The 21,861-nt window shown below is 62.7% G+C and carries 22 protein-coding genes, 1 tRNA gene, 3 pseudogenes and 1 riboswitch; of the genes and pseudogenes, 18 read left to right on the top strand and 8 right to left on the bottom strand.

Annotated features, from left to right (window positions below; genetic code table 11):
• Nucleotides 1–165 precede the first annotated feature (165 nt).
• The 3 genes from RX328_RS03670 (at nt 166) to RX328_RS03660 (ending at nt 1,937) form a co-directional block, all read left to right on the top strand.
• A complete protein-coding gene (locus RX328_RS03670) occupies nt 166–846 on the top strand; it encodes an RNA polymerase sigma factor (RefSeq protein WP_213248860.1) in 681 nt (226 codons plus the stop codon).
• A 238-nt stretch (nt 847–1,084) separates the two neighbouring features.
• Nucleotides 1,085–1,606 carry a DUF4142 domain-containing protein gene (locus tag RX328_RS03665; RefSeq protein WP_213248782.1) on the top strand — a complete coding sequence of 174 codons (522 nt, stop codon included), beginning with the start codon at nt 1,085–1,087 and terminating at the stop codon, nt 1,604–1,606.
• A 10-nt stretch (nt 1,607–1,616) separates the two neighbouring features.
• Entirely contained in the window at nt 1,617–1,937 is a 321-nt protein-coding gene (locus RX328_RS03660; RefSeq protein ID WP_213248783.1) for a cupredoxin domain-containing protein, read from the top strand.
• Nucleotides 1,938–2,083: 146 nt separating this feature from the next.
• Here RX328_RS03660 and RX328_RS03655 read toward each other — a convergent pair whose 3' ends face one another.
• Nucleotides 2,084–2,206, bottom strand: coding sequence for a hypothetical protein (locus tag RX328_RS03655; protein ID WP_283772340.1), 123 nt, complete (start codon nt 2,204–2,206; stop codon nt 2,084–2,086).
• Nucleotides 2,207–2,274: 68 nt separating this feature from the next.
• On the opposite strand from RX328_RS03655, the pseudogene lon reads away from it, so the two are divergent.
• Nucleotides 2,275–4,363, top strand: a pseudogene (gene lon / locus RX328_RS03650) (endopeptidase La); the annotation flags it as partial.
• A gap of 25 nt (nt 4,364–4,388) precedes the next feature.
• Nucleotides 4,389–4,859 (top strand): NUDIX domain-containing protein, encoded by a 471-nt coding sequence (locus RX328_RS03645; protein ID WP_213248784.1) that lies wholly within the window; start codon nt 4,389–4,391, stop codon nt 4,857–4,859.
• A gap of 56 nt (nt 4,860–4,915) precedes the next feature.
• On the opposite strand, the gene RX328_RS03640 is transcribed toward RX328_RS03645, so the two are convergent.
• Nucleotides 4,916–4,989 (bottom strand) — tRNA-Gly (locus RX328_RS03640).
• Nucleotides 4,990–5,058: 69 nt separating this feature from the next.
• Here RX328_RS03640 and RX328_RS03635 point away from each other — a divergent pair.
• The 5 genes from RX328_RS03635 (at nt 5,059) to RX328_RS03615 (ending at nt 7,759) form a co-directional block, all read left to right on the top strand.
• Nucleotides 5,059–5,328, top strand: a complete 270-nt coding sequence (locus RX328_RS03635; RefSeq protein ID WP_213248786.1) for an MGMT family protein — start codon at nt 5,059–5,061, stop codon at nt 5,326–5,328.
• 9 nt (nt 5,329–5,337) lie between these two features.
• A complete protein-coding gene (locus tag RX328_RS03630; RefSeq protein ID WP_213248788.1) occupies nt 5,338–6,177 on the top strand; it encodes a helix-turn-helix transcriptional regulator in 840 nt (279 codons plus the stop codon).
• Between the two features lie 53 nt (nt 6,178–6,230).
• Nucleotides 6,231–6,590: a VOC family protein gene (locus RX328_RS03625; RefSeq protein ID WP_213248790.1), complete on the top strand. Its 360-nt coding sequence runs from the start codon at nt 6,231–6,233 to the stop codon at nt 6,588–6,590.
• Between the two features lie 175 nt (nt 6,591–6,765).
• On the top strand, nt 6,766–7,167 hold the full coding sequence (locus tag RX328_RS03620; protein ID WP_213248792.1) for an SRPBCC family protein: 402 nt from the start codon (nt 6,766–6,768) through the stop codon (nt 7,165–7,167).
• A gap of 127 nt (nt 7,168–7,294) precedes the next feature.
• Nucleotides 7,295–7,759: a hypothetical protein gene (locus tag RX328_RS03615; protein WP_213248794.1), complete on the top strand. Its 465-nt coding sequence runs from the start codon at nt 7,295–7,297 to the stop codon at nt 7,757–7,759.
• 131 nt (nt 7,760–7,890) lie between these two features.
• On the opposite strand, the gene RX328_RS03610 is transcribed toward RX328_RS03615, so the two are convergent.
• Nucleotides 7,891–9,330 (bottom strand): MATE family efflux transporter, encoded by a 1,440-nt coding sequence (locus RX328_RS03610; protein WP_213248796.1) that lies wholly within the window; start codon nt 9,328–9,330, stop codon nt 7,891–7,893.
• Between the two features lie 207 nt (nt 9,331–9,537).
• Between RX328_RS03610 and RX328_RS03605 the strand changes: the two genes are divergently transcribed.
• Both RX328_RS03605 and RX328_RS03600 read left to right on the top strand, forming a co-directional pair.
• On the top strand, nt 9,538–10,875 hold the full coding sequence (locus RX328_RS03605) for a PQQ-dependent sugar dehydrogenase (protein WP_213248798.1): 1,338 nt from the start codon (nt 9,538–9,540) through the stop codon (nt 10,873–10,875).
• 370 nt (nt 10,876–11,245) lie between these two features.
• Entirely contained in the window at nt 11,246–12,253 is a 1,008-nt protein-coding gene (locus RX328_RS03600) for an acyltransferase family protein (RefSeq protein ID WP_213248800.1), read from the top strand.
• Here the strand turns inward: RX328_RS03600 and RX328_RS03595 are convergent.
• Nucleotides 12,241–12,423: a hypothetical protein gene (locus RX328_RS03595; protein WP_317258814.1), complete on the bottom strand. Its 183-nt coding sequence runs from the start codon at nt 12,421–12,423 to the stop codon at nt 12,241–12,243. The two genes, RX328_RS03600 and RX328_RS03595, sit on opposite strands and share 13 nt — an antisense overlap.
• On the opposite strand from RX328_RS03595, the pseudogene RX328_RS03590 reads away from it, so the two are divergent.
• From RX328_RS03590 to RX328_RS03570, 4 genes and pseudogenes are all read left to right on the top strand, one after another.
• Nucleotides 12,364–12,882, top strand: a pseudogene (locus RX328_RS03590) (ABC transporter permease); the annotation flags it as partial. The gene RX328_RS03595 and the pseudogene RX328_RS03590 overlap by 60 nt on opposite strands.
• A gap of 259 nt (nt 12,883–13,141) precedes the next feature.
• Nucleotides 13,142–13,399: an FtsX-like permease family protein gene (locus RX328_RS03585; protein ID WP_249726166.1), complete on the top strand. Its 258-nt coding sequence runs from the start codon at nt 13,142–13,144 to the stop codon at nt 13,397–13,399.
• Nucleotides 13,396–14,120: pseudogene (locus RX328_RS43230) on the top strand (ABC transporter ATP-binding protein). Before RX328_RS03585 ends, RX328_RS43230 begins: the two are co-directional and overlap by 4 nt.
• Nucleotides 14,121–14,134: 14 nt before the next feature.
• Complete coding sequence (locus RX328_RS03570) at nt 14,135–15,031, top strand: alpha/beta hydrolase (RefSeq protein ID WP_213248802.1); 897 nt, start codon at nt 14,135–14,137, stop codon at nt 15,029–15,031.
• A 20-nt stretch (nt 15,032–15,051) separates the two neighbouring features.
• Here the strand turns inward: RX328_RS03570 and RX328_RS03565 are convergent, their stop codons facing one another.
• On the bottom strand, nt 15,052–16,158 hold the full coding sequence (locus RX328_RS03565) for a 2'-deoxycytidine 5'-triphosphate deaminase (RefSeq protein WP_213248804.1): 1,107 nt from the start codon (nt 16,156–16,158) through the stop codon (nt 15,052–15,054).
• 119 nt (nt 16,159–16,277) lie between these two features.
• A riboswitch (SAM riboswitch) is annotated at nt 16,278–16,357 on the top strand.
• Nucleotides 16,358–16,427: 70 nt separating this feature from the next.
• Here RX328_RS03565 and RX328_RS03560 point away from each other — a divergent pair.
• A complete protein-coding gene (locus RX328_RS03560) occupies nt 16,428–17,621 on the top strand; it encodes an O-succinylhomoserine sulfhydrylase (protein ID WP_213248806.1) in 1,194 nt (397 codons plus the stop codon).
• Nucleotides 17,622–17,757: 136 nt separating this feature from the next.
• Here RX328_RS03560 and RX328_RS03555 read toward each other — a convergent pair whose 3' ends face one another.
• From RX328_RS03555 to RX328_RS03545, 3 genes are read right to left on the bottom strand one after another with little or no spacing between them, the layout of a single operon-like run.
• Nucleotides 17,758–18,789, bottom strand: coding sequence for an SGNH/GDSL hydrolase family protein (locus tag RX328_RS03555; protein WP_213248808.1), 1,032 nt, complete (start codon nt 18,787–18,789; stop codon nt 17,758–17,760).
• A gap of 12 nt (nt 18,790–18,801) precedes the next feature.
• Nucleotides 18,802–19,563 (bottom strand): SGNH/GDSL hydrolase family protein, encoded by a 762-nt coding sequence (locus tag RX328_RS03550; RefSeq protein WP_213248810.1) that lies wholly within the window; start codon nt 19,561–19,563, stop codon nt 18,802–18,804.
• Nucleotides 19,560–20,804: an OpgC domain-containing protein gene (locus RX328_RS03545; RefSeq protein WP_213248812.1), complete on the bottom strand. Its 1,245-nt coding sequence runs from the start codon at nt 20,802–20,804 to the stop codon at nt 19,560–19,562. The genes RX328_RS03550 and RX328_RS03545 overlap by 4 nt, the downstream gene beginning before the upstream one ends.
• A gap of 250 nt (nt 20,805–21,054) precedes the next feature.
• Here RX328_RS03545 and apaG point away from each other — a divergent pair, with 250 nt between their 5' ends.
• The gene (gene apaG / locus RX328_RS03540; protein WP_028351829.1) at nt 21,055–21,447 is read left to right on the top strand and encodes a Co2+/Mg2+ efflux protein ApaG; all 393 of its coding nucleotides are present in this window, start codon (nt 21,055–21,057) and stop codon (nt 21,445–21,447) included.
• Nucleotides 21,448–21,861: the final 414 nt, after the last annotated feature.

Genomic DNA, 21,861 nt, shown 5'->3' with positions numbered 1-21,861 from the left:
GCGTGCAGAATAGATCGCGGCGAAGGTTCGAGGAATTTGAATGTCGACATGGCTTCTATCGCAAAATTGAAAGGCTCGGTGCAGCCCTCCATGTGGTCAAAATATTTCGGGAACCTGCCGGCTCCTGCAGCATCCAATCCCGATACCCTGCTATTGGTGGACATCATGCGCCAAGCCCACATACCGAGCATCGCGCCTCTCGATACCGGTGACGCCGAGTTGGTGCGCCGCGCTCTGGCCCGCGACGAGGCGGCGGTACGCGCCATCATGCAGGCCAACAACCGCAGGCTCTATCGCCTTGCCCGCGGCATCCTGCGCAACGATGGCGAAGCCGAGGACGTCGTGCAGGAGGTCTATGTCCGTGCCTTCACCCATCTGGAAAACTTTCGCGGTGATTCCAGCCTGTCGACTTGGCTGTCGCGGATCGCCATGAACGAGGCGCTCGGCCGCCTTCGGCGCCAGCGTCCTGCCGTCGAACTGGACTCCTTGCCGCAGGGCGCGCTGGAGGCCCAGATCATCCAGTTCCCTCTTGCCGCCGACGATCCGGAAAAATCCATGGCCCAGCGTGAAATTCAGCGTGTCGTCGAACACGCCATCGATGAATTGCCGGAAGCGTTCCGTCTCGTCTTCATCACCCGCGTGATCGAAGGAATGAATGTGGAAGAGACCGCCGAGATTCTTGGGCTGAAGCCGGAGACGGTAAAAACCCGATTGCACCGCGCCCGCACCATGCTGCGCGATATCGTCGAGAACAAGATCGGCCCCGTGGTGATGGAGGCGTTCCCCTTTGCCGGCAGGCGCTGCGAGCGGCTGACGGACGCCGTGCTGAAGCGGCTGGGGTATTAGAGGCAACTGACGGCGGGTCGCCTCATCCTTCGAGACGCGCGCTAGGCGCGCTCCTCAGGATGAGGGTGGTTTGGCACCTCATGGTGAGGAGCGCAGCGAAGCCGCGCGTCTCGAACCATGCAGGCCCAACTGCTGCGACAAGGCCGATTTCCGGAACCTCCAGCCGCCTTCTCCATCCAATTCCCTGTGCAACCAACATGCGCCGAGCGCGCGCCCGGCGCCACAGGAGTATCAAACCATGTTCATACGATTGAGCGCGGCGATCGCCGCATTGAGCCTTCTTGGCAGCGCCGCGCTGGCGCAAGGCGCAAAACCAACCGATCCCCAGATCGCGCACATCGCCTACACCGCCGGCGTGATCGACATCAACGCCGCCAAACAGGCGATCGCGAAAGCCAGCAACAAGGACGTCAAGGCATTCGCGGAAGACATGGTGCGCGACCACGAGGCCGTGAACAAGCAGGCGCTGGATCTCGTCAAGAAGCTGAAGGTGACGCCGGAGGACAACGACACCAGCAAGACGCTGTCGAAGCAGGCCACTGAGAAGCTTGCCGAACTCAACAAACTGAAGGGAGCGGAATACGACAAGGCCTATGTCGCCCACGAGGTCGCCTACCACAAGACCGTCAACAGTGCGCTGGAGACGCAATTGATTCCGTCAGCCAGCAATGCCGAGCTGAAGAGCCTGCTGCAGACCGGCCTGAAGATTTTTCAGGGCCACCAGCAGCACGCCGAGCAAATCGCCACCAAGCTGAAATAGGGAGCCCGCCATGCATCCGGGACGCTGTCTGCCTTTCATCGCTGCCCTGCTCCTGGGCGCGACGGTCGTCCCGGCGCATGCGGCGACGATCCAGATCACGATCGACGATCTGGTATTCGCGCCGGCAGAAGTTTCCGCCAAGGTCGGCGACACCATCGAATGGATCAACAAGGACGTGTTCGCGCACACCGCGACCGCGCGCAACGGCGATTTCGATGTCGCCACGCCGCTGAAGAAGACGGTGACGTCGGTGCTGAAGAAGGCCGGTAGCGTCGAATATTACTGCCGCTATCATCCGAACATGAAGGCGGTGTTGACGATTGCGCCGTAAGCTTACCGCGTCATAAGTTCCTCATGATGAGGAGCGCCAAATGCGTCTCCGGACGATGCTTCGCATCGCCGGGAGAACCATGAGGCCTGTCTGTGGCCGGCATCCTTCGAGACGCCCGCTCGGCGCGTGCTCGCTGGCAAAGCCGCTCAGGCGGCGCGCACCGAGTTGAGAAATTTTCCGACCTCGCGCTTCAGCCGGTCGCTTTCGCCCGACATCGCGCACGGCGAAGAAGGCCTGCACAGCCGGTACGATCGTGCTGGCGAGTTCATTAGAGCCAATCCCGTAATTGCCGTCGTTGCGGCCGGCTGCCATCACTTTTTCAAGCCGTGGCGCGGCCAGCCACCATATCGTCTGCCAAGGCGTGCAGCGAATGCGCGTGCTGGATTTCCTGCCGGGTACCCCGTATCCGGTAGCTCGCGTCCTTCACATACCGGAGCCGACGACCGGCTCACCCGAGATCGAAGCTCGTTTTCTCAATCTGCAGCGGCAGGCTATCAAGGCGGCACAATTGCTGCCGCAGGCGCAAGAATTGATCGCGGTGCTGCAAGGCACCACTTCCCCATCGACGCTAGCCGACCTCGCGACTTCATACATGGACATCAAGCCGCAGGAGAAGCAGGAAATTCTTGAGACGGTCGACCTCAGCCTTCGCATGGAAAAGGTCTCACGTCATTTGGCCGAACGCATCGAAGTACTCAGGCTGAGCAACAAGATCGGCCAGCAGACCAAGGCCACGTTCGATCAGCGTCAGAGAGAAGCAATCCTGCGCGAGCAGATGGCAACCATTCAGCGCCAGCTCGGCGAGGGTGATGGAAAGGCGCAGGAGCTAGCCGAACTGACCGAGGCCATTGCCAAGGCCAACATGCCACCCGAGGCGGAAAGCCAGGCGCGAAAGGAACTCCGCCGCTACGAGCGGATGACGGACGGAGCTGCAGAGGCCGGGATGGTACGAAGCTATCTCGACTGGTTGATCGAACTGCCGTGGGGCCTGCCTGAGGAGAAGCCGATCGACATCGTCAAGGCAAGACGGATTCTCGATGAGGATCATTACGGCCTGGAAAAGATCAAGAGCCGAATCATCGAATACCTCGCCGTCAGAAAGCTCGCGCCTGGCGGCAAGGCGCCGATTCTCTGCTTTGCCGGTCCACCGGGCGTCGGCAAAACATCATTGGGCCAATCCATTGCGCGCGCCATGGAGCGTCCCTTCGTGCGAGTCAGCCTCGGTGGCGTTCATGACGAGGCGGAGATCCGAGGCCATCGGCGCACCTATATCGGCTCACTGCCCGGCAACATTATCCAGGCCGTCAAGAAGGCGGGCGCTCGCAATTGCGTGATGATGCTTGACGAGATCGACAAGATGGGCCGCGGGATTCAGGGCGATCCCTCCGCCGCGATGCTCGAAGTGCTCGACCCCGAGCAGAACGCGACGTTCCGCGACAATTATCTCGGCGTTCCATTCGATCTTTCGCGCGTCGTCTTTCTAACCACCGCCAATATGCTCGATACTGTTCCCGGCCCGCTTCTGGATCGGATGGAGATCATCAGTCTCGCCGGCTACACTGAAGACGAAAAACTCGAGATCGCCCGGCGCTATCTCGTTCGGCGCCAACTGCAGGCCAACGGGCTCAAGACGGAGCAGGCCGAGATCGATCCGGAGGCGCTGAGACTGATCATCCGCAGCTATACTCGAGAGGCCGGCGTTCGCAATCTGGAGCGAGAGATTGGCAAGGCGCTTCGCAACGTGGCCGTCCAGATCGCCGAAGGCAGTACCGATCGGGTTCGCCTCTCATCGAACGACATCGCCACTATTCTGGGCGCGCCTCGGTTCGAAAATGAGGTCGCCATGCGTACCAGCATTCCCGGTGTGGCGACCGGATTGCATGGACGCCGGTCGGAGGCGATATTCTCTTTATCGAGGCTTCGCGAACGCCCGGCAAGGGAACGCTGATCCTGACGGGCCAGTTCGGCGAGGTCATGCGCGAAAGCGCGCAGGCGGCTCTGACCCTGGTCAAGAACCGCACATCTCAGCTTGGCATCGAAACCGCGCAGTTTGGAAAGACCGACATTCAATTCACGTCCCGGCCGGCGCTACACCGAAAGACGGACCAAGTGCGGGCGTCGCGATGTTCATCGCGCTGGCGTCCCTGCTGACGGATCGCACAGTGCGGAGCGATACCGCCATGACCGGCGAGATTTCATTGCGCGGTCTGGTGTTGCCTGTTGGCGGCATCAAGGAGAAAATCGTCGCCGCTGCGGCTGCAGGCCTGACCCGTGTGATGCTACCGGCCAGAAATCGCCGCGACTTCGAGGACATACCGGCGAGCGCCCGCTCCAAACTGGAATTCATCTGGCTTGAGCGGGTCGACGACGCGATCGCGGCGGTTCTGCAGGAAAAGGCCAAGGCGGCCAGTGCAGCTGCGGAATGATTTGGATATTCGCAGGTTAAGTCCGATGGTGGTCACCAGTGCTGGCATCCTGATGTACCGCCGTAAAGGCGGCATAGAGGTTCTGCTCGTCCATCCCGGCGGACCGTTCTGGCGCACCCGCGATCGGGGAGCTTGGTCGCTCCCGAAGGGAGAATTAGATAGCGAAGAGGATCCGGAAGTAGCAGCGCGGCGCGAGTTCGCGGAAGAGCTCGGGATCGAAGCCTCCGGCTCCCTGCAGTCCTTAGGCCAGGTACGACAGCGTGCCGGCAAGATCGTCTGGGGCTATGCGCTTGAAGGCGATCTCGATGTCAGCTCCATCAGATGCAATGAGGTTGCGATGGAATGGCCTCCGCAAAGCGGTCGAATCATCAACTTCCCCGAGATTGATCGGGCAGCGTGGTTTAGCCTGCCCACCGCTAGGGAGAAGATCCTCGCAAGCCAGCAGCCGTTTCTCGATCGATTGGAACGGCTTTGCGGAAAAGCATCAGAAAAATAATCGTTCTTGCCGACCTTTTGGAAGGCCGGCCGCTTCTCACGCGTTCTCGAAGGGGTTGGAGCGGGCGAAGGGAATCGAACCCTCGTATGCAGCTTGGGAAGCTGCCGTTCTACCATTGAACTACGCCCGCGGGTCGCTCTTTCGTATCGAGCATGATCTTGTCGGAAAACCGGCAACCACTTTTCCGGATCATGCTGCCATGATTAGCCGACCGCGCGCCATTCGCCAAGCTGTTCCAGCTTCGGGCGCAGTCTATTCGGTGGGGCAGGCAATCGGCCGCAATCCCTTCATGATCATCGCGCCCTGTCATCGCGTGCTCGAAGCCGGCAATTATGCCGACAAGATTTCGCCGCACGGCGGAGCGATCTCCAATCGCCGGCTGCTCTCGATCGAGGGCGCCAGCCAGACCTCCGGCAAGACGCTGTTCGACGTGCTGCTGCCGGTTGCACCGCCGCGCCCGCATCCTTAAGTAGGCGGGATGATCGCGACCACGCTTCTTGAACGCAAATCGATCTCCGTCTTCGACTTTCGCTGCACGGCAGGACCGGGCGACAAGCCGTTCCCGGAGCAGCATGGCGGCCACTCGATCTCCTATGTGCGCAAAGGCAGTTTCGGCCTTCGCAGCCGCGGCAAGTGCAGCGAACTGGTGGCGGGATCGGTGCTGATCGGCCATCCCGGCGACGAATATACCTGCACCCACGAGCACGTCTGCGGCGACGAATGCCTGTCGTTCTACTTCGCTCCCGAGCTGGTGGAAACCATTGGCGACAGCCGGGCGCCCTGGCAGATCGGCTCCGCGCCGCCATTGCCGGAACTGGTCGTGCTCGGCGAACTGGCGCAGGCGGCAGCAGATGGCAGCAGCGACATCGGTCTCGACGAAATCGGCCAGGTGCTGGCGAGCCGCTTTGTCGAGGTGGTGTCCGGCAAGCCGCGCAAACCCGGCCCTGATGCGGCACGCGACCGCCGCCGCGCGGTGGAAACCGCGCTGTGGATCGACGCCAATTCGCACCGTCAGATCAATCTGGAGGACGCCGCCGCGCAGGCCGGGATCAGCCCGTTTCATTTCCTGCGGCTGTTCTCGCAAGCGCTCGGCGTCACCCCGCACCAATATCTGGTGCGCTCACGGCTGCGCCATGCTGCGCGGCGGCTCGCCGACGACGACAGTCCGATCACCGATATCGCCTATGACGTCGGCTTTGCCGACCTCTCGAATTTCGTGCGCACCTTCCATCGCGCCGCCGGCGCCTCGCCGCTCAAGTTCCGGCAGGCATCGCGGGGCATGCGCAAGATTTTCCAAGAACGGCTGGTGCTCCACTAGCTAGGCTTTCTCCAGGCCGCGCGACATCAGCGCGCTTTTGACTGGAGAACATCATGTACGACCATATCGGATTACGCGTCGGCGACCTCGACGCCAGCGTGCGCTTCTATACGGCCGCGCTCGCGCCCCTCGGCTTCGTGCTGTGCTCGCGGGATGATTCCGGCGCAGGCTTTGGCCCGAAAGGCGCGCCCGCGCTCTGGCTGCATTTGCACAAGGGCAAGGCCGGCACCGGCGCCCATGTCGCATTTCGAGCCAAGGACCATGCGGCAATCAAGCAATTCCACGCCGAGGGCCTGAAAGCCGGCGGCCGCGACAATGGCGGCGCGGGACTGCGCGCGGATTACAGCCCAACCTATTACGCGGCGTTTTTGATCGACCCCGACGGCAACAATGTCGAGGCGGTCTGTACGTAAGGGCGCCCGCTCTCTCCACGTCATTGCGAGGAGCGAAGCGACGAAGCAATCCATGCCACGGCAAGCAGAGAGATGGATTGCTTCGCGGAGCCTGTCATCGGGCGCGCATTTCGCGCGACCCGTCGGCTCGCAATGACGGCTGAACGTCAATCGCCTTTCAAAAGGACTCATCATCATGGCTTCCATCCACAAAGACATCCCCCTCGACGCCTCCCCTAACGACGTCTGGGACGCATTGCGCGATTTCGGCGCGCTGCATACCCGGCTGGCGCCGGGGTTCGTCACTGACACCAAGCTCGACGGCGACGCGCGCATCGTCACCTTTGCTAACGGCACCGTCGCGCGCGAGACGCTGGTCGATTGCGACGACGAACGAATGCGGCTGGTCTATGCAATCAACAGCGATCGTGTGAGGCATTATAGTGCGTCGGCCCAGGTGTTCGCGGATGGCGACGCGCGCAGCCGGTTGGTCTGGATCGTCGACGTATTGCCGAACGAGATCGCGCCCTACGTCTCCTCACAGATGGATCAGGGCGTGCTTGCCATGCAGAAGGCGTTCGGACGAAACGCGGCGTGACCATGCGTTACCGGCACAAGCTGGCGTGATCCTTCTCACAGATTGGCTCCCTGCCCACTCCTAGCCTCACCCCATGCGTCCGAACGGCGCCGCGCCCGCGGCCGGCGGCGCATGAGGAGCAGAAACCATGACTGGAGCTGACAAGGTCGTCTGCCAGGCGGCCACGCTGCTATTGCTGTTCACCCTGACGTCGACGCCGGCAAAGGCGCAATTTGCCGGCATCGGCGGGGGCGAGGATATGATGACGCAGATGGCGCCGATGCTGGAAATGATGAAGGCGAAGATGGGCAAGCGCCGCTTCGCCATGATGATGCAGACCATGGGCCCGATGATAAGCCGCATGATGGAGGGCGGCGGTGGGCTCGGCGGCATGATGGGCGGCGGCATTCGCGGCGGTCTTGGCGGCGGCTATGTGCCCGAGGGTTACGGCGTGAACGCCGGTGGCATGAATTTCGGCGGCATTGGCGGCAGTGACTTCATGGGCATGCTCGGCGGCGCTGGCGGCGGCGAGCTGATGAGCATGGTCCCGCAACTGATGCGCATGGCCAACGTCGGCGGCGGCCGATCGGCCAAGCGTCACCGGCGGCGGTAGTCGTCACCGTCATTGCGAGGAGCGCAAGCAACGAAGCAATCCATATCTCCGCGAGTGGAAAGATGGATTGCTTCGCGGAGCCTGTCATCGGGCGCGCATTCGCGCGACCCGTTGGCTCGCAATGACAATCCTCACGACAGCACAGGCCTAACCACGGGCACCCGCTGCTTCGGCCCCCAGCGCGTCAGCACCACGCTGGCCCACGACAGCACGCCGAGCAGCACCATCGATGCAGCGGCGAGCATGAAGAAGTTCTGCGCGGTGGCGTCGTGCGTCAACAGCCACCAGCCACCGGCGCCGATGAACAACAGCCGCGCGGTCTGCGCCATCACCGGGCCGATCACCTTGGCCGCGCCCTGCGACGAAAAATACATCGCCGTGGCAAGGCCGAGGAAGGCGTACATCGGCGCTGCCGTCGAAAGATATTGACGGCTCGCGGCACGCACGGCCGCATCGTCGGTGAAGAGGTTGACCCAGATGTCGGGGAAGATTGCGATGAAGGTCGCGAACGTGCCGACCGAGGCGAATGCGACGAGCCCCGCCGTCCAGGCAATCTTGCGGGCCCGCGCGATGCGCTGCGCGCCGACGGCCATGCCGACCATCGGAACCGAGGCGATGCCGACCGCAAATGAGATCGAGGTCAGCATGAATTCGAGCCGCGCGCCGATGCCGTAGCCGGCGAGGACTTCGGTGCCAAAACTCGCCAGCATGTGGGTGAAGATACTGATCGTCAGCACCGACTGCAGCGGCGAGAAGCAGGCGATGGCTCCGACCTTCAGGATATCGGTGAACATCGACCACTGAATACGAAGGCCCCTGATCTTGGGAACGACACGCGCGCGGCCGGAAAACAGATACCAGGACATCACGGAGATGCTGATCAGGTAAGCGATCAGCGAACCGGCCGCGACGCCGCGCATGCCGAATTGCGGGATCGGGCCGAGACCCAAGCCAAGCGTGCCACCGAGAATGATCTGGCAAATCGCCGACGAAAGCATCAACAGCGACGGCAGCTTCATGTTGCCGGTGCCGCGCAAAATGCCGGCCATCGTATTCATCAGCCACGGCACGACCGCGCCGCCGAAGAAGATTTGCGTATAGGCCACCGCCTGGGTCAACACGTTGCCGCGGCCGCCGAGCAGTTCGAGCAGCTTTGGCCCGAAGATCAGCATGCCCAGCATGAAGGCCAGCCCGAAGCAAAGGCCAATCAGCAGCGCGTGCGCGGCAAGGGTCGAGGCGCGGTCGAGATCGCCCGCGCCGAGCGCACGTGCGATCGCGGACGCCACGCCGCCGCCCATGGCGCCGCCCGACATGGTCATGGTCAGGATCACGGTTGGAAACACCAGCGCCATCGCGGCGAGCGACTCCACGCCGAGCCGCCCGATATAGGAGGTTTCGGCGATGACGACACACGTGCCCGCGGTCAGCGCGATCACATTCGGCCAGGCAAGCCACAAAAGCGTGCGCAGGATCGGGCCGTCGAGCAGCGCGTTTTTCGCCGGAGCCGCCAGCGGCGGAAGCGGACGCTCGTTCTCGTCTACGGGAATTTCGGCAACGCCGAGATCGGACATTTCTGCTCCCGCGCGCGGACTTGGGTCGTCAGCGGCGCGCTGCTTCCTAGCATGGCGGAGGCTGATTCCACGTGCACGGGGCGCAATGGGGGCCTGCGGGATTGCGTGGCGGGCCTTCGGCCGGCCGTTTCACAGGGAATTCATGCCGGAACACGAACGTTCGGGCCGGCACTGCATTGTACGGGCGATATCCCGGAGAACCCTGCCATGCGCAAGACCCTCCTCCTGGCCATCTGCATCGGCGCGTTGGCGCTGCCGCTGGCCGCCTGTAGCGATCCCAAGGAAACCGCGACCGTGGCGCAGAGCTATGGTCCTTCGCCCAACCTGCCCCCGCCAGAGCATTCCTGGATCCCGACGGTAGACATCGCAACCGTCAGGCGTTGGCCGAACGGCGCCACGCCGACCGCCGCCAACGGCATGACGGTCAGCGCCTTTGCGCTCGACCTTGACCATCCGCGCACCGTCTACACGCTGCCGAACGGCGACGTGCTGGTCGCCGAGACCAACGCGCCGCCGAAGGAGGGCAGCGGCATGAGCATCAAGGGCTTCATCTACAAGCAGGCGCAGAACTGGGCCGGCGCCGGCGTTCCCAGCGCCAACCGTATCACGCTGCTGCGCGATGCCAACGGCGACGGCGTCGCCGAGTTGAGAAGCACCTTCATCAGCGGGCTGAATTCGCCGTTCGGCATGGTGCTGGTTGGGGACGAATTCTATGTCGCCAATACCGACTCGATCATGAAATTCCCTTATCGCGAAGGCGACACCACGGTCAGCGGGCCCGGCGTCAAGCTTGCAGACCTGCCTGCCGGCACGCTCAATCATCATTGGACCAAGGATCTCACCGCCAGCCCCGACGGCACGAAGCTCTATGCAACGGTCGGCTCGAACAGCAATGTCGGTGAAAACGGCATGGATGCCGAAAAGGATCGCGCGGCGGTACTGGAAGTCGATCGAGCCAGCGGTCAATGGCGCGTGTTCGCCTCGGGCCTGCGCAATCCGAACGGCCCCGCTTGGAATCCGCACACCGGCGAACTCTGGGTCGTTGTCAACGAGCGCGACGAGATCGGCAACGACCTGGTCCCTGATTACATGACGTCGGTGAAGGACGGCGCGTTCTACGGCTGGCCGTACAGCTATTTTGGCGACCATGTCGACACCCGCGTCGAGCCGCGACGGCCTGATCTCGTGCAGAAGGCGATGGTGCCGGATTATGCGTTAGGCGCGCACACGGCCTGCCTCGGGCTGGCGTTTAACACCGGCAAGCTGTTTCCGGCCGAGATGGAGGGCGGCGCCTTCATCGGCCAGCACGGCTCCTGGAATCGCAAGCCCCCCTCCGGCTACAAGGTGATCTTTGTCCCCTTCACGGATGGCAAGCCATCCGGACCGCCGCAGGACGTGCTCACCGGTTTCCTCAACGACAAGGGCCAGGCGCAGGGCCGCCCAGTCGGGGTGCGGCTCGACAAGCAGGGCGCGCTGCTGGTGGCTGATGATGTCGGCAACACGATTTGGCGCGTGACGCCGGCGGCGAGGTCGGCATCGCGGTAAAAGCAACACGGTCTCCCGGGGGTCGACCCGGCTGGGAGACCACGCTCCCGAAGGGGGCGCGGAGTTCCGCCCGTTAACAGGAACGAGCCCGCCGGCTCCACGTTGAACCCCTGCCGGTTCCCAAATCGGTGGGATGGCAGCGTGGACGAATGGCCGTGTCATCACAGGTCAATGTGCCCCTCAGCAACTTGCGCGCGATCACCATCGTCATCGTGGTCGCATTTCACTCCGTGCTGCCGTACCTCGCATCGCAACCGGCCGATCCCTTCCGTTCGACGCACCGCCCTATCGCTGGATCGCATTCCCAATCCTCGATAATCAACGCTGGTTCGGCTTCGACCTGTTTTGCGCGTGGCAGGATGTCAGCCTGATGTCGCTGATGTTTCTGCTGGCCGGTCTGTTCACGCCGTGCAGCCTCGGCCGCAAGGGGCCTCGCACCTACACCTTGGAGCGCTCGTGGCGGATCGGCCTGCCGTTCGTTATTACCGTCGGCGTTCTCAGCCCTCTCGCCTACTTCGCGTCCTATCGGCTGACCGCGGCCGATCCCTCCTTCAGCGCCTTCTGGCAACATTGGCGCGCGCTTCCGATGTGGCCTGCCGGGCCGCAATGGTTCTTGTGGCAGATCTTTCTGCTGGGCGCCGTTGCGGCCGCCCTCCACGCGTTCGTCCCGCATTGGCTTAGGGCATTTAGCGCGCTCGCGGCTCGCATTGCCGACCGTCCGCTATTGTTCTTCCTCGCGCTGGCGGCGCTCTCTGCGCTGGCCTATGTGCCGCTGGCGATGGTCTTCACACCGTGGGAATGGACCTTTCTCGGCCCATTTTCATTTCAGCTCAGCCGGCCGTTGCACTACGTGGTCTATTTCTTCGTAGGATTTGCGATAGGTAGCCACCGGCCCGAGCACAGCTTGCTGCGTCCCGATGGTCCGCTTGCACGTCATTGGCTGGCCTGGCTTGCGGCCGCCATCGCTAGCATGTCCGCGTGGGGTGGGCTCACATCGTTGACGATGCCGGAGTGGTGGGCAAGCGCACCGATCTTTCGCCTGGCTTCGGCGCTGGCGTTTCCAGTTGCTTCCGCGGCCGCCGCTCTGTGTCTGCTCGCGATCTGCCTTCGGCTGCTGCAATCGCGCGACCGCCTGCTCGATAGCCTCTCCAGCAATGCCTACAGCATCTATCTGCTGCATTACGTCGTGGTCGTGTGGCTGCAATACGCGCTGCTGGATATCGATCTCAATGCGATCGGCAAGGCAACGATCGTTTTTGCCGCTGCGCTCGCCGCAAGTCTGGCTGCAAGCGCCGGAATAAGAATCGGCGTGAGAGCTCTCGTTTCGCGCCATTCCGAGCCACGAGACGAGAGAGCCATCGCCAATCAACCGCGATAACGGATGCCGATATGTCGCTGGTACTGACACTTGCGTCCCGCAACCTGTTCCACGATCGGCTTCGCTTCGTCGCGACCATGGTTGGAATCGTCTTCTCGGTCGTCCTCGTCATGATCCAAATGGGCCTGTTCCTCGGGTTCGGCCGAATGGTCACGACGATGATCGACCATGCCTCCGCCGATTTGTGGATCCTGCCCAAGGGCGCCAAATGCTTCGAGGATCCTTCGCTGCTCGACGTCAAGCTGCGCGACCGCGTCGCCACGGTCGACGGCGTGAGTTCTGCGGTCCCGCTGGTGATCGGATTTTCGGACTGGCGCCTGGAAAGCGGCGAATTGACGCCGGTCTTCATTGTGGGAGCCGACCTGCGCGACGGCAGCCTGCAACCGTTCAACGTCGTGGAGGGCAACGTGCAGGCGTTGACGCAGGGCGCGAACGTTGTGGTCGACCGCTCCTACTTTGACCGGCTCGGTGTCAGCGGCGTCGACTCGACCGCGGAGATCCGCGGCCGCAAGGTGCGCGTGGTCGCGGTCACGGACGGTATCCGCTCGTTCGCCACAACGCCTTATGTATTTGTGGACTTGAAAAACGCGCGCAACTACACCGGCACGCCGCGCGATCGCGCCAGCAGCGTTCTGGTCCGGCTGAAAAGCGACGCCGACCGGGAGGAGGCGCTCAGCGCCATTCGCGCGCAAGTCGGCGATGCAGAGGTTCTTACCTCGGACGAATTCCGCAGCCGCAGCCGGTCGTTTTGGCTGTTTGGCACGGGGGCCGGAGCCGCGCTGTTTGCCGGCGCAATGCTAGGAGTGATCGTCGGCACCGTGATCGTCGCGCAAAACGCTTTACTCCAGCACCAAGGATCATCTGAACGAATTCGCCACCCTCCGCGCGATGGGTTCCTCGAACGCCTATATCTACACCGTGATCATCTATCAGGCACTCATCAACGCGGTGATCGGATTTGCCATCGCCGCCGGGATCGGCTCGATCGTCGTTCAGATGACCGCCAAAAGCGCGTTGCCGATAGTCATCACGCCATGGCTGATGGCGGCGCTGTTCGCGCTGACGGTGGTGATGTGCGTAGCATCCGGCATTGGGGCAATCATCCGTGTCGTTCGTATTGATCCAGCAACGGTGTTCATGCGATGAATGACTATGTGGTCGAAGCCAAGTCGGTCGAGAAGACGCTGGGTCGCGGCGCCGGCGAGGTGCAGGCGCTGCGCGGCATCGATCTCTCGCTGCGCCGGGGCGAGCTGACACTGCTGATGGGCCCTTCGGGGAGCGGCAAGACCACGCTGCTATTGATCCTCGGATGCATGCTGACGCCGAATTCGGGCACCGTTACCGTATGCGGGACGCCGACAGCGAACGCCGACAAGGAAACACTTGCCAGGATTCGGCGTGAGCATGTCGGTTTCGTATTCCAGTCCTATCATTTGTTCCCGACGCTGACCGCGACCCAAACGTGCAGTTGGCGCTGGATATTCGTGACGAGCACGGCAGGCGCGCGGCGCAGAAGTCGCGGGAGGCCCTTTCGATGGTCGGGCTCGAGCAGAAGGTGGACAGTTTGCCGGGCGGGCTCAGCGGTGGCGAACAGCAGAGGGTTGCGATCGCGCGCGCTCTCGTCGCAAACCCTTCTGTCGTTCTTGCCGACGAGCCGACCGGCGCACTGGATGGAAAAAACGGCCAGGGCATCATGCGTATTCTCGCCGATACCGCCCATGAGCGTGAGCGGGCGGTGCTGGTCGTCACCCACGATCCGCGCGTGGTCCCCTACGCCGATCGCATCGTCGAGATCGAGGACGGTCTTATCGTGCAAGAGCCTACCGACCGGCCGCGCCTGCCCACAGCCGTGCCGTTCAGAGCCTGAGCGCAAGGACGGCCATGAGCCTGCGGGCAGAACTTTTGCGCCTGGGCATTCGCATGTTGCTCAAGCGGCGCGGCGGAAGTCTCGATGTCGAGGAATGGCGGCGAAACATGCGTGCGATGGAGCGGTTTGTGCCGCATCCGCCCGCCCGGAGCGCAACGGTCGAGATCGAGGCCGGTCGGGTGCGGTTTCACCGGGTTACCACGCCGGCATCCCGGCCCGAACGTAACGTGCTCTATCTCCACGGCGGCGCCTATGTTTCCGGCGCGCCGGTCTATTACCGGCACTTCCTCTGGCGGATTGCCGACGCTTTGCAAGCCCGCGTCTGGGCGCTCGAATACCGCCTCGCCCCGGAACACGCCTTTCCGGCAGCGCTTGGGGATGCCGTGGAGGGCTATCGCTGGCTCGTCGACAACACGCCCGATAGCCGCCAGTTGTTCGTGGCGGGAGATTCGGCTGGCGGCGGCCTGGCGCTGGGTTTGCTGTTGAGACTGCGTGATGACGGCCAACGGCTTCCTGCCGCAGCCGTCGCCTTGTCGCCCTGGACCGATCTGGCCCTTACCGGCGCCTCGCTGAAGACGAATGCAGCGGCCGATCCGATGCTGAACGTCGAGGATCTTCCCGGCCTGACGAAGCTCTATCTCGGCGGAGCCGATCCGCGTACGCCCTATGCTTCGCCGCTCTACGGCGATCCCGCCGGATTGCCGCCGGTGCTTATCCAAGTCGGTAGCGATGAAATTCTCCGAGACGACGCGGTCCGCATGGCGGAGAAGCTTCGGTCACACGATCCGCGCAGCAAACTCGAGATCTGGCGGCGCATGCCGCACGCCTGGCAATTGTTCGTGCCGGTGTTGCCGGAGGCCCATCGCGCGATTGCGCAGATCGGCGAGTTTATCTCTAACGTGCGCGACTGAGGCGCGGTCCGGCGCAGGCGTCACACCCGGAAGTGCTTGGAGAGCTTCAACCCCTGGGCCTGATAGTTCGAGCCGATGCGCTGGCCGTACATCGCATCCGGCCGGGACAGCATTTTCTCGTAGACCAGACGGCCGACGATCTGGCCGTGCTCGAGGATGAACGGCACCTCGCGCGAGCGCACTTCGAGCACGGCGCGCGCGCCCTGCCCGCCGGCGCCGGCATAGCCGAAGCCGGGGTCGAAGAATCCGGCGTAATGCACGCGGAATTCGCCGACCAAGGGATCGAACGGCACCATTTCCGCGGCGTAATCCGGCGGCACCTGCACGGCCTCCTTCGAGGCCAGGATGTAGAACTCGCCGGGATCGAGGATGAGGCTACCGTCCGGGCGCGCCGGGATCGGCTCCCAGAATTCGTCGACCGCATAGCCGCCGCGGCGGTCGATATCGACCACGCCGGTGTGGCGCTTGGCGCGGTAGCCGACGAAGCCGCCCGTGTTCTCGCCGGAGAGATCGACCGACAGCGCCACGCCATTCGCGAGATCGGCATCGTCGATATCGACCAATCGCTCGGCGCCATGCAGCGCGTCGAGCTCGTCGGCATCGAGGATGGCGTCGCCGGTGCGGAAACGCACTTGTGATAGCCGCGAGCCCTCGCGCAGCAGCACCGGAAACGTCTTCGGGCTGATCTCGGCATAGAGCGGGCCGTGATAGCCGGCGCCGATCATATCGAAGCGGCGGGTGCCGTCGGCAATCACGCGGGTGAAAACGTCGAGCCGTCCAGTCGAACTCTTCGGGTTGGCCGCGGCCACGATCTGTGGCGGCAGCGCGAGGCTTTCCAGCAGCGGCACGATGTAGACGCAATTAGTCTCCAGCACCGCGCCGTCGGAGAGGTTTATTTCATGCAGCTTCAATTCGTCGATGCGCTCGGCGACGGTCGCGCCGGGACCGGGCAGGAAGCTCGCGCGTACCCGGTAGGCAACGTCGCCAAGGCGTAAATCGAGGCTCGCCGGCTGGATCTGGCTTTCGACAAACGGATAGGCCGGCAGGATCAGGCCCGCATCCGCCATCGCCGCGATCATGCGGTCGGGTAGAATTCCGTTACCGTCGGGCGGAAGCGTGAACGACACGGCGCGGTCCTCTGAGGTGGCCCTGGATGCCCAAATGTCATCCAAACCTCGTAAATATGGGCTTTTAGGGGTTATCCGATGGCTGCCTTGACTGAAAGGGCGCAAGCGAATATCAGCATGACTTATCCCGTGGTGATTTGAGCCGGCCGGCTTGCAGCCACGTTAAATAAATCGCTAAACAGGCCGGGGACACGTGTGATCCCGGCCTGTGGAAATTATTCCAGGCCGGTTTTTTGTGGCCATTTTCCGGTGGTCACGGCGGAGGTCACATGTCTGAAGTTGGTTCTACCAAGCGTTTTCGTCCCGAAACCCGCCTTGTCCATGGCGGCACGCTGCGCTCGCAATTCGGCGAGACGTCGGAAGCGCTGTTCCTCACCCAAGGCTATGTCTACGACAGCGCGGAGCAGTGCGAGGCGCGCTTCAAGGGCGAGGATCCCGGCTTTATCTATTCGCGCTATTCCAATCCCACGATTTCAATGTTCGAGCGCCGCATGATCGAGCTCGAAGGTGCGGAAGCTGCTCGCTCCACCGCCACCGGCATGGCCGCGGTGACGACCGCGATCCTCGCACCGCTCAGAGCCGGCGATCATGTGGTGGCATCGAAAGCCCTGTTCGGCTCGTGCCTGTACGTCGTGCAGGACCTCCTGCCGCGCTACGGGATCGAAACGACGCTGGTCGACGGCCTCGATCTCGACCAATGGCAGCGCGCATTGCGGCCTAACACCAAGACCTTCTTTCTGGAGAGCCCGACCAACCCGACGCTCGACGTGCTCGATATTCCCGCGATTGCCGAGATCGCGCACAAGGGCGGCGCGCGGCTGGTCGTCGATAACGTCTTCGCCACGCCGATCTGGCAGAGCCCGCTTTCGCTCGGCGCCGATGTCGTGGTCTACTCCGCAACCAAACATATCGACGGTCAAGGACGCTGCCTCGGTGGCATTATTCTCTCGTCCGAAGCTTTCATCGCAGAGCACATTCACAACTTCATGCGGCAGACCGGGCCATCGCTCTCGCCCTTCAACGCGTGGGTCCTGCTCAAGGGACTGGAGACGCTGGGAGTGCGGGTACGCGCGCAGACCGACAACGCGGCGAAAATCGCCGAGGCGTTGGCAAGCCATCCGAAGATTTCGCGATTGATCTATCCTGGCCGCGCCGATCATCCGCAAGCGGAGCTGGTGAAGAAGCAGATGCGCGGCGGCTCGACGCTGATCGGCTTCGAGGTGAAGGGCGGCAAGGCCGCCGCCTTCCGCGTCCTCAATGCGCTGCAGATCTCGCGCATCTCCAACAATCTCGGCGATGCCAAGAGCCTCGTCACCCATCCTGCGACCACCACGCATCAACGGCTGACACCGGAGGCGCGCGCCGAGCTCGGTATCAGCGAAGGCTTTATCCGTTTCTCGGCCGGGCTCGAGCATGCCGATGATCTGATCGAGGATTTTGAGGCGGCGCTGGAGAAGGCGTGAGCAGGCGAATGGACGGTGCTTCCGTCGTCATTGCGAGCGAAGCGAAGCAATCCAGAATCTTTCCTACGGGAGCAATGGATTGCTTCGTCGCTAGCGCTCCTCGCAATGACGGCGGATGGTTCGTCCGCACATCACCTCACATCGGCCGATACGCCCGCACGTCCGAGGGCACGGTGACGCCGAGCTTGATCTGGCCGACCGACTTGATGATGTCATCGCCGAGCAGTTGGGCGAAACAGGCATAGCCCCAATCGCTCATATGCAGGCCGTCGGCGATCACGAAATTCTCGATCGGAATCGCCTGCCGCTCGTGCCAGTCCTTCATCACCGCGAACCGCGGGAAGACGCCGACCTTGCGAAGCTCGGCCGTCTTGTTCAGCAGCTTCATCATCTTGCCGGCGCTTTCCGCATGCTCGTTGACCCGCGGCGAATATTGCGGATCGATCAGCACGACGTCGGAGCCTGCAGCCTGAATACGCGTGATGCCTTCGTCGATGAGCTTGGCAGTCTCGGCGGGATCCAGATTGCGCAGCACCGCATTGGTGCCGACCTGCCAGATCACCAGGTCAGGATGCAAGTCGATCACGGAAGTCTGCAGCCGCTTCATCATTTCCGGCGCGTCCTCGCCGCCTTTGCCGGCATTGATGACGGAGATGTCGGCCGTCGGATATTTGCGGCGTAGCTGCGCTGCGAGCCTGTTCGGATACGTAAACTCCGGTGAACTGGAGCCGTACCCCTGGGTCGATGACGATCCGAAAGCGACGATCACCACCGGCTGGCCCGCGACGAGCTTGCTCGCGACACGCGGCAGTGATCCCATCGATTTGGAAGCGCCCTTCGGCGGCAGGCAGGGAACGCGGCTGAAGATGTCGCCGGCCGATTTCGCGACTTCCTTCACCTTGTCGATCGCTTTGCCGGTGACGCCCTTCTGCGCGGCCGGATTGCCGGTGGCCGCTGGCGCAGCCTGCGGCGGGGCGCTTTCAGCCGAGGGTTTCTTTTCCGGGTTGTTTTCGGCTTTGGGGTTATCGGACAGCGCCGCCTGCTGGCCGGTTTGTTGCGAAGGCGTCTGGGCATTCAGCGGCAACACCGAGGCAGGCATCAGCAGCGCGAGGCCCGCGGCCGTGACAGCCAGCAATGTCGACAAACGAAAAGGGCAGTGAGAACTCATTAACGCTAGTTCCTAGTTCTGCTGCGCCTGGTCGAGGCGGGCGGCGTCGAGCACAAATTTCGACAGCGCGCGGCCGAGGCAGGCGTGAACTCTCTTGGCCATATCGGTGCCATGAAAGGTACTGAACAGGTCGAAATCTCCGGCGTCGTTCCAATGACGCATAATAGCGAACCGATCGAACAGCGGAACATTATGCTGCTGAGCCACTACGCGCATATTATCTAGGTACGGCGGTGCGGAAATCATAGTTTCCGTGCGCGGGCTGTATTGCAGATTGACCAAAACCACGTCGGCTCCCGCATTTTGCAGCGCAGCAACTCCCTCGTCGATGGCGCTGCGAAAATCGTCGGGATCAACAGATCGCATAGCATCGACGGTTCCCGTCTGCCAGATGACCAAAGTAGGCTTTTTTGCTTCCACCAGCTTAACGAGGCTGGGATCGACCTCCTCGGCGGTCTTGCCGGTCTGTAGTTCTACGGAGAGGTTGACTGGGGTGGAGGGCAGCTTCTCCTTCAGTGCCGCCTGCAGCTTGGCCGGATAGGCGCTGTTTTCGGAGGACAGGATGGTCGATGAGCGGCTCCCCACCACCAGGACGGTCAGCGGCCGGGCATTCTTGACGGCCTCGGCCACCTTCGGAAGCGTGCTCTCGGTGGAGAGGAGATGGGAGGGAACTTCGCAAGCCTGGGGAGCGGCATCCTGGGCACGAGCCAATCCGGCCGCTGCAAGACCCGCAAGCAGCGTCAGGACCAGCACAGCTCCCGAGCCGGGCCTCATGCGCTTCCTCCCGCCATGTCGGCGTTGATTGCCGTGCTTTTCGTCTTCGAGGCTCCTTTGTCGGCCGAATGCTTGTACCACGAAATCACCCACGCCACGCCCCACATGATGAGGATACCGGCAAGACTGACCAGGGCGTGCGTCAGGGCACCCCCACCAATTTCGGCCAGCACGAAGTGTCCTGCAAAGGCCAGGAAGACGCCGAGACAGAATACCTCAAGCGAATGCTGGCCACACAGGATCAATGGTCGCAGCCAGCGCGATTTGAGGCCCGACCAGTCCTTACGCAGGAAGCGCACGGTGAGCGCGGCCAGCGCCAGGAAATGGGCGAACCGCAGCACGTCCAGGTCGGTCTTGGTGATCGGATACATCCACTGCTCGATCCGCTTGGGCATCAGGAAGCTGAGCTGCGGAATGTGCCAAGTGAGCGTGACGAAGAATGCGGCCACCAGATAGGCGATGCAGATCCACATCGTCACTGGCGATGCCAGGATGCGGGACATGCGCTGCGCGCCGCCCAGCGCACACCAAGCACCGAATACGAACAGCAACTGCCAGCAGAACGGGTTGAAGATCCAGAAGCCGCTCGGATAGGCCGTGAGATACCAGTCGAAGTGCCAGGTCAGCGCGTACAACAGCACCGATAGCCCCAGCGCCACGTCGGCCCGCCACTTCATCAGCCATAGGATGATCGGCAGAAACAGCATCAGCACGATGTAGAGCGGCAGCACGTCCATGTTGACGGGCCGAAATCTCAGCAGCAGCGCCTGGATGATCGTGACATCCGGCTGCTTGAGGAAATCCATGATGCCCATTTCCTCGCTGTAGAGCGGGTTCTCGAAACGGGTGGCGACGTAGGATATTTCGGCGAGGAAGATCGTGAACAGGAACACATGGGCGACGTAGATCTGCCACACGCGCCGCATGATGCGCGCGGTCGCCACCACGAAGCCGGCCTCGAGCATCGCGCGGCCATAGACGAAGGCGGCGGTGTATCCGGAGATAAAGATGAAGATCTCGGTGGCGTCCGAAAATCCGTAATTGCGGATCGTGAACCAGGTCAGGATGTTGGTCGGCAGATGGTCGATGAAAATCAGCCACAGCGCCATGCCGCGAAACAGGTCGAGCCGCAATTCGCGCTCGCCGGCCACCGGGAGCGCAATCGCCGGTGCGGAAGATGCAGCGGCGGCCTTGGCATCGCTGCGTGGCGTTCCGGCGACTGGATCGGCAATGGACGACATCTGGCACCGTTTGGGCAGTTGAGCTTTTTCGCGCGCACTGTCCGGAAAAGATAATATCGGCCCGCAACTTGCACGCCAGATACGCAAGGAATACGCAAGCGGAAGGTACGGGGCCGGGCAGCGCGGCTGCGCTCTAGAACGGAACTATGTTGAAACCGCGATGAAGCAAGCGGCAACCCGGCGCAGCGGCGATTGGTTCCCCCGGCATTCCCGGCTATGATGCGAACAGGATTTCCGGAAGCTTGCCCGCATGTACCGCGCCGTCACCCGCCAGATCGAAGTCACCGTCGAACCGAACTTCCTCCCCGAACGCTCGTCGGTCGACAAGGGTCAGTATTTCTGGTCCTACACCATCGTCATCACCAATACCGGCGCCGAGACCGTGCAGCTTCGTACCCGGCATTGGATCATCACCGACGCCACCGGCCGCAAGCAGGAAGTGCGTGGCGAAGGCGTGGTCGGCGAGCAGCCAGTGCTCGCGCCAGGCGAGCGCTTCGAATACACCAGCGGCGTACCGCTGCCGACCGCGTCGGGCTTCATGACCGGGCGCTATCAAATGGTCAGCGAAAGCGGCGAGCGTTTCGAGATCGACGTGCCGACGTTCTCGCTGGACAGCCCCGATAATAAGCGGGTGTTGAACTAGGGCCATTGCCCACTCCCCGTCATTGCGAGCGCAGCGAAGCAATCCATGATCACCTCGCGCGCGGAAAGATGATTGCTTCGCTTCGCTCGCAATGACGGGTGGACATACGTTCGCCCTCTCGCGGCGCTCATCGCCCGAGGTTTGCATTGTCGTTCGGCCCTCTATGAGATCAGAGGGCGCAGGGAAGACCGGGTGCGCGCCGCACCCGCGGTCTCGTGTGCAATTTGCGCACTAAGAACGCGCACACGAGCATACAGGTACAGCGGGAGCATCCCGGCCTTCCCTGCGCAATGGCTTTACGGCTTACTTCGAGCTCTTCCCGGTGAACGGCTTTCTTGCCACCGTCATCGGCGGGACACTTCCCGCCAACTTAACGCCAGCACCGCGGCGCCAGAACCACACGACTTCGCCGTA

Origin of the sequence: Bradyrhizobium sp. sBnM-33, assembly GCF_032917945.1 — a bacterium.
In the GTDB taxonomy this organism is placed as follows: Bacteria; Pseudomonadota; Alphaproteobacteria; order Rhizobiales; family Xanthobacteraceae; genus Bradyrhizobium.
This window is presented reverse-complemented; position numbering and strand designations above follow the sequence as displayed.

Coding starts and splice junctions, on each gene's coding strand:
- RX328_RS03670 (WP_213248860.1), top strand. CDS start 166: ATGCGCCAAGCCCACATACCGAGCATCGCGCCTCTCGATACCGGTGAC.
- RX328_RS03665 (WP_213248782.1), top strand. CDS start 1,085: ATGTTCATACGATTGAGCGCGGCGATCGCCGCATTGAGCCTTCTTGGC.
- RX328_RS03660 (WP_213248783.1), top strand. CDS start 1,617: ATGCATCCGGGACGCTGTCTGCCTTTCATCGCTGCCCTGCTCCTGGGC.
- RX328_RS03655 (WP_283772340.1), bottom strand. CDS start 2,206: ATGAACTCGCCAGCACGATCGTACCGGCTGTGCAGGCCTTCTTCGCCG.
- RX328_RS03645 (WP_213248784.1), top strand. CDS start 4,389: ATGGTGGTCACCAGTGCTGGCATCCTGATGTACCGCCGTAAAGGCGGC.
- RX328_RS03635 (WP_213248786.1), top strand. CDS start 5,059: ATGATTAGCCGACCGCGCGCCATTCGCCAAGCTGTTCCAGCTTCGGGC.
- RX328_RS03630 (WP_213248788.1), top strand. CDS start 5,338: ATGATCGCGACCACGCTTCTTGAACGCAAATCGATCTCCGTCTTCGAC.
- RX328_RS03625 (WP_213248790.1), top strand. CDS start 6,231: ATGTACGACCATATCGGATTACGCGTCGGCGACCTCGACGCCAGCGTG.
- RX328_RS03620 (WP_213248792.1), top strand. CDS start 6,766: ATGGCTTCCATCCACAAAGACATCCCCCTCGACGCCTCCCCTAACGAC.
- RX328_RS03615 (WP_213248794.1), top strand. CDS start 7,295: ATGACTGGAGCTGACAAGGTCGTCTGCCAGGCGGCCACGCTGCTATTG.
- RX328_RS03610 (WP_213248796.1), bottom strand. CDS start 9,330: ATGTCCGATCTCGGCGTTGCCGAAATTCCCGTAGACGAGAACGAGCGT.
- RX328_RS03605 (WP_213248798.1), top strand. CDS start 9,538: ATGCGCAAGACCCTCCTCCTGGCCATCTGCATCGGCGCGTTGGCGCTG.
- RX328_RS03600 (WP_213248800.1), top strand. CDS start 11,246: ATGTCGCTGATGTTTCTGCTGGCCGGTCTGTTCACGCCGTGCAGCCTC.
- RX328_RS03595 (WP_317258814.1), bottom strand. CDS start 12,423: ATGGTCGATCATCGTCGTGACCATTCGGCCGAACCCGAGGAACAGGCC.
- RX328_RS03585 (WP_249726166.1), top strand. CDS start 13,142: ATGGGTTCCTCGAACGCCTATATCTACACCGTGATCATCTATCAGGCA.
- RX328_RS03570 (WP_213248802.1), top strand. CDS start 14,135: ATGAGCCTGCGGGCAGAACTTTTGCGCCTGGGCATTCGCATGTTGCTC.
- RX328_RS03560 (WP_213248806.1), top strand. CDS start 16,428: ATGTCTGAAGTTGGTTCTACCAAGCGTTTTCGTCCCGAAACCCGCCTT.
- RX328_RS03555 (WP_213248808.1), bottom strand. CDS start 18,789: ATGAGTTCTCACTGCCCTTTTCGTTTGTCGACATTGCTGGCTGTCACG.
- RX328_RS03550 (WP_213248810.1), bottom strand. CDS start 19,563: ATGAGGCCCGGCTCGGGAGCTGTGCTGGTCCTGACGCTGCTTGCGGGT.
- RX328_RS03545 (WP_213248812.1), bottom strand. CDS start 20,804: ATGTCGTCCATTGCCGATCCAGTCGCCGGAACGCCACGCAGCGATGCC.
- apaG (WP_028351829.1), top strand. CDS start 21,055: ATGTACCGCGCCGTCACCCGCCAGATCGAAGTCACCGTCGAACCGAAC.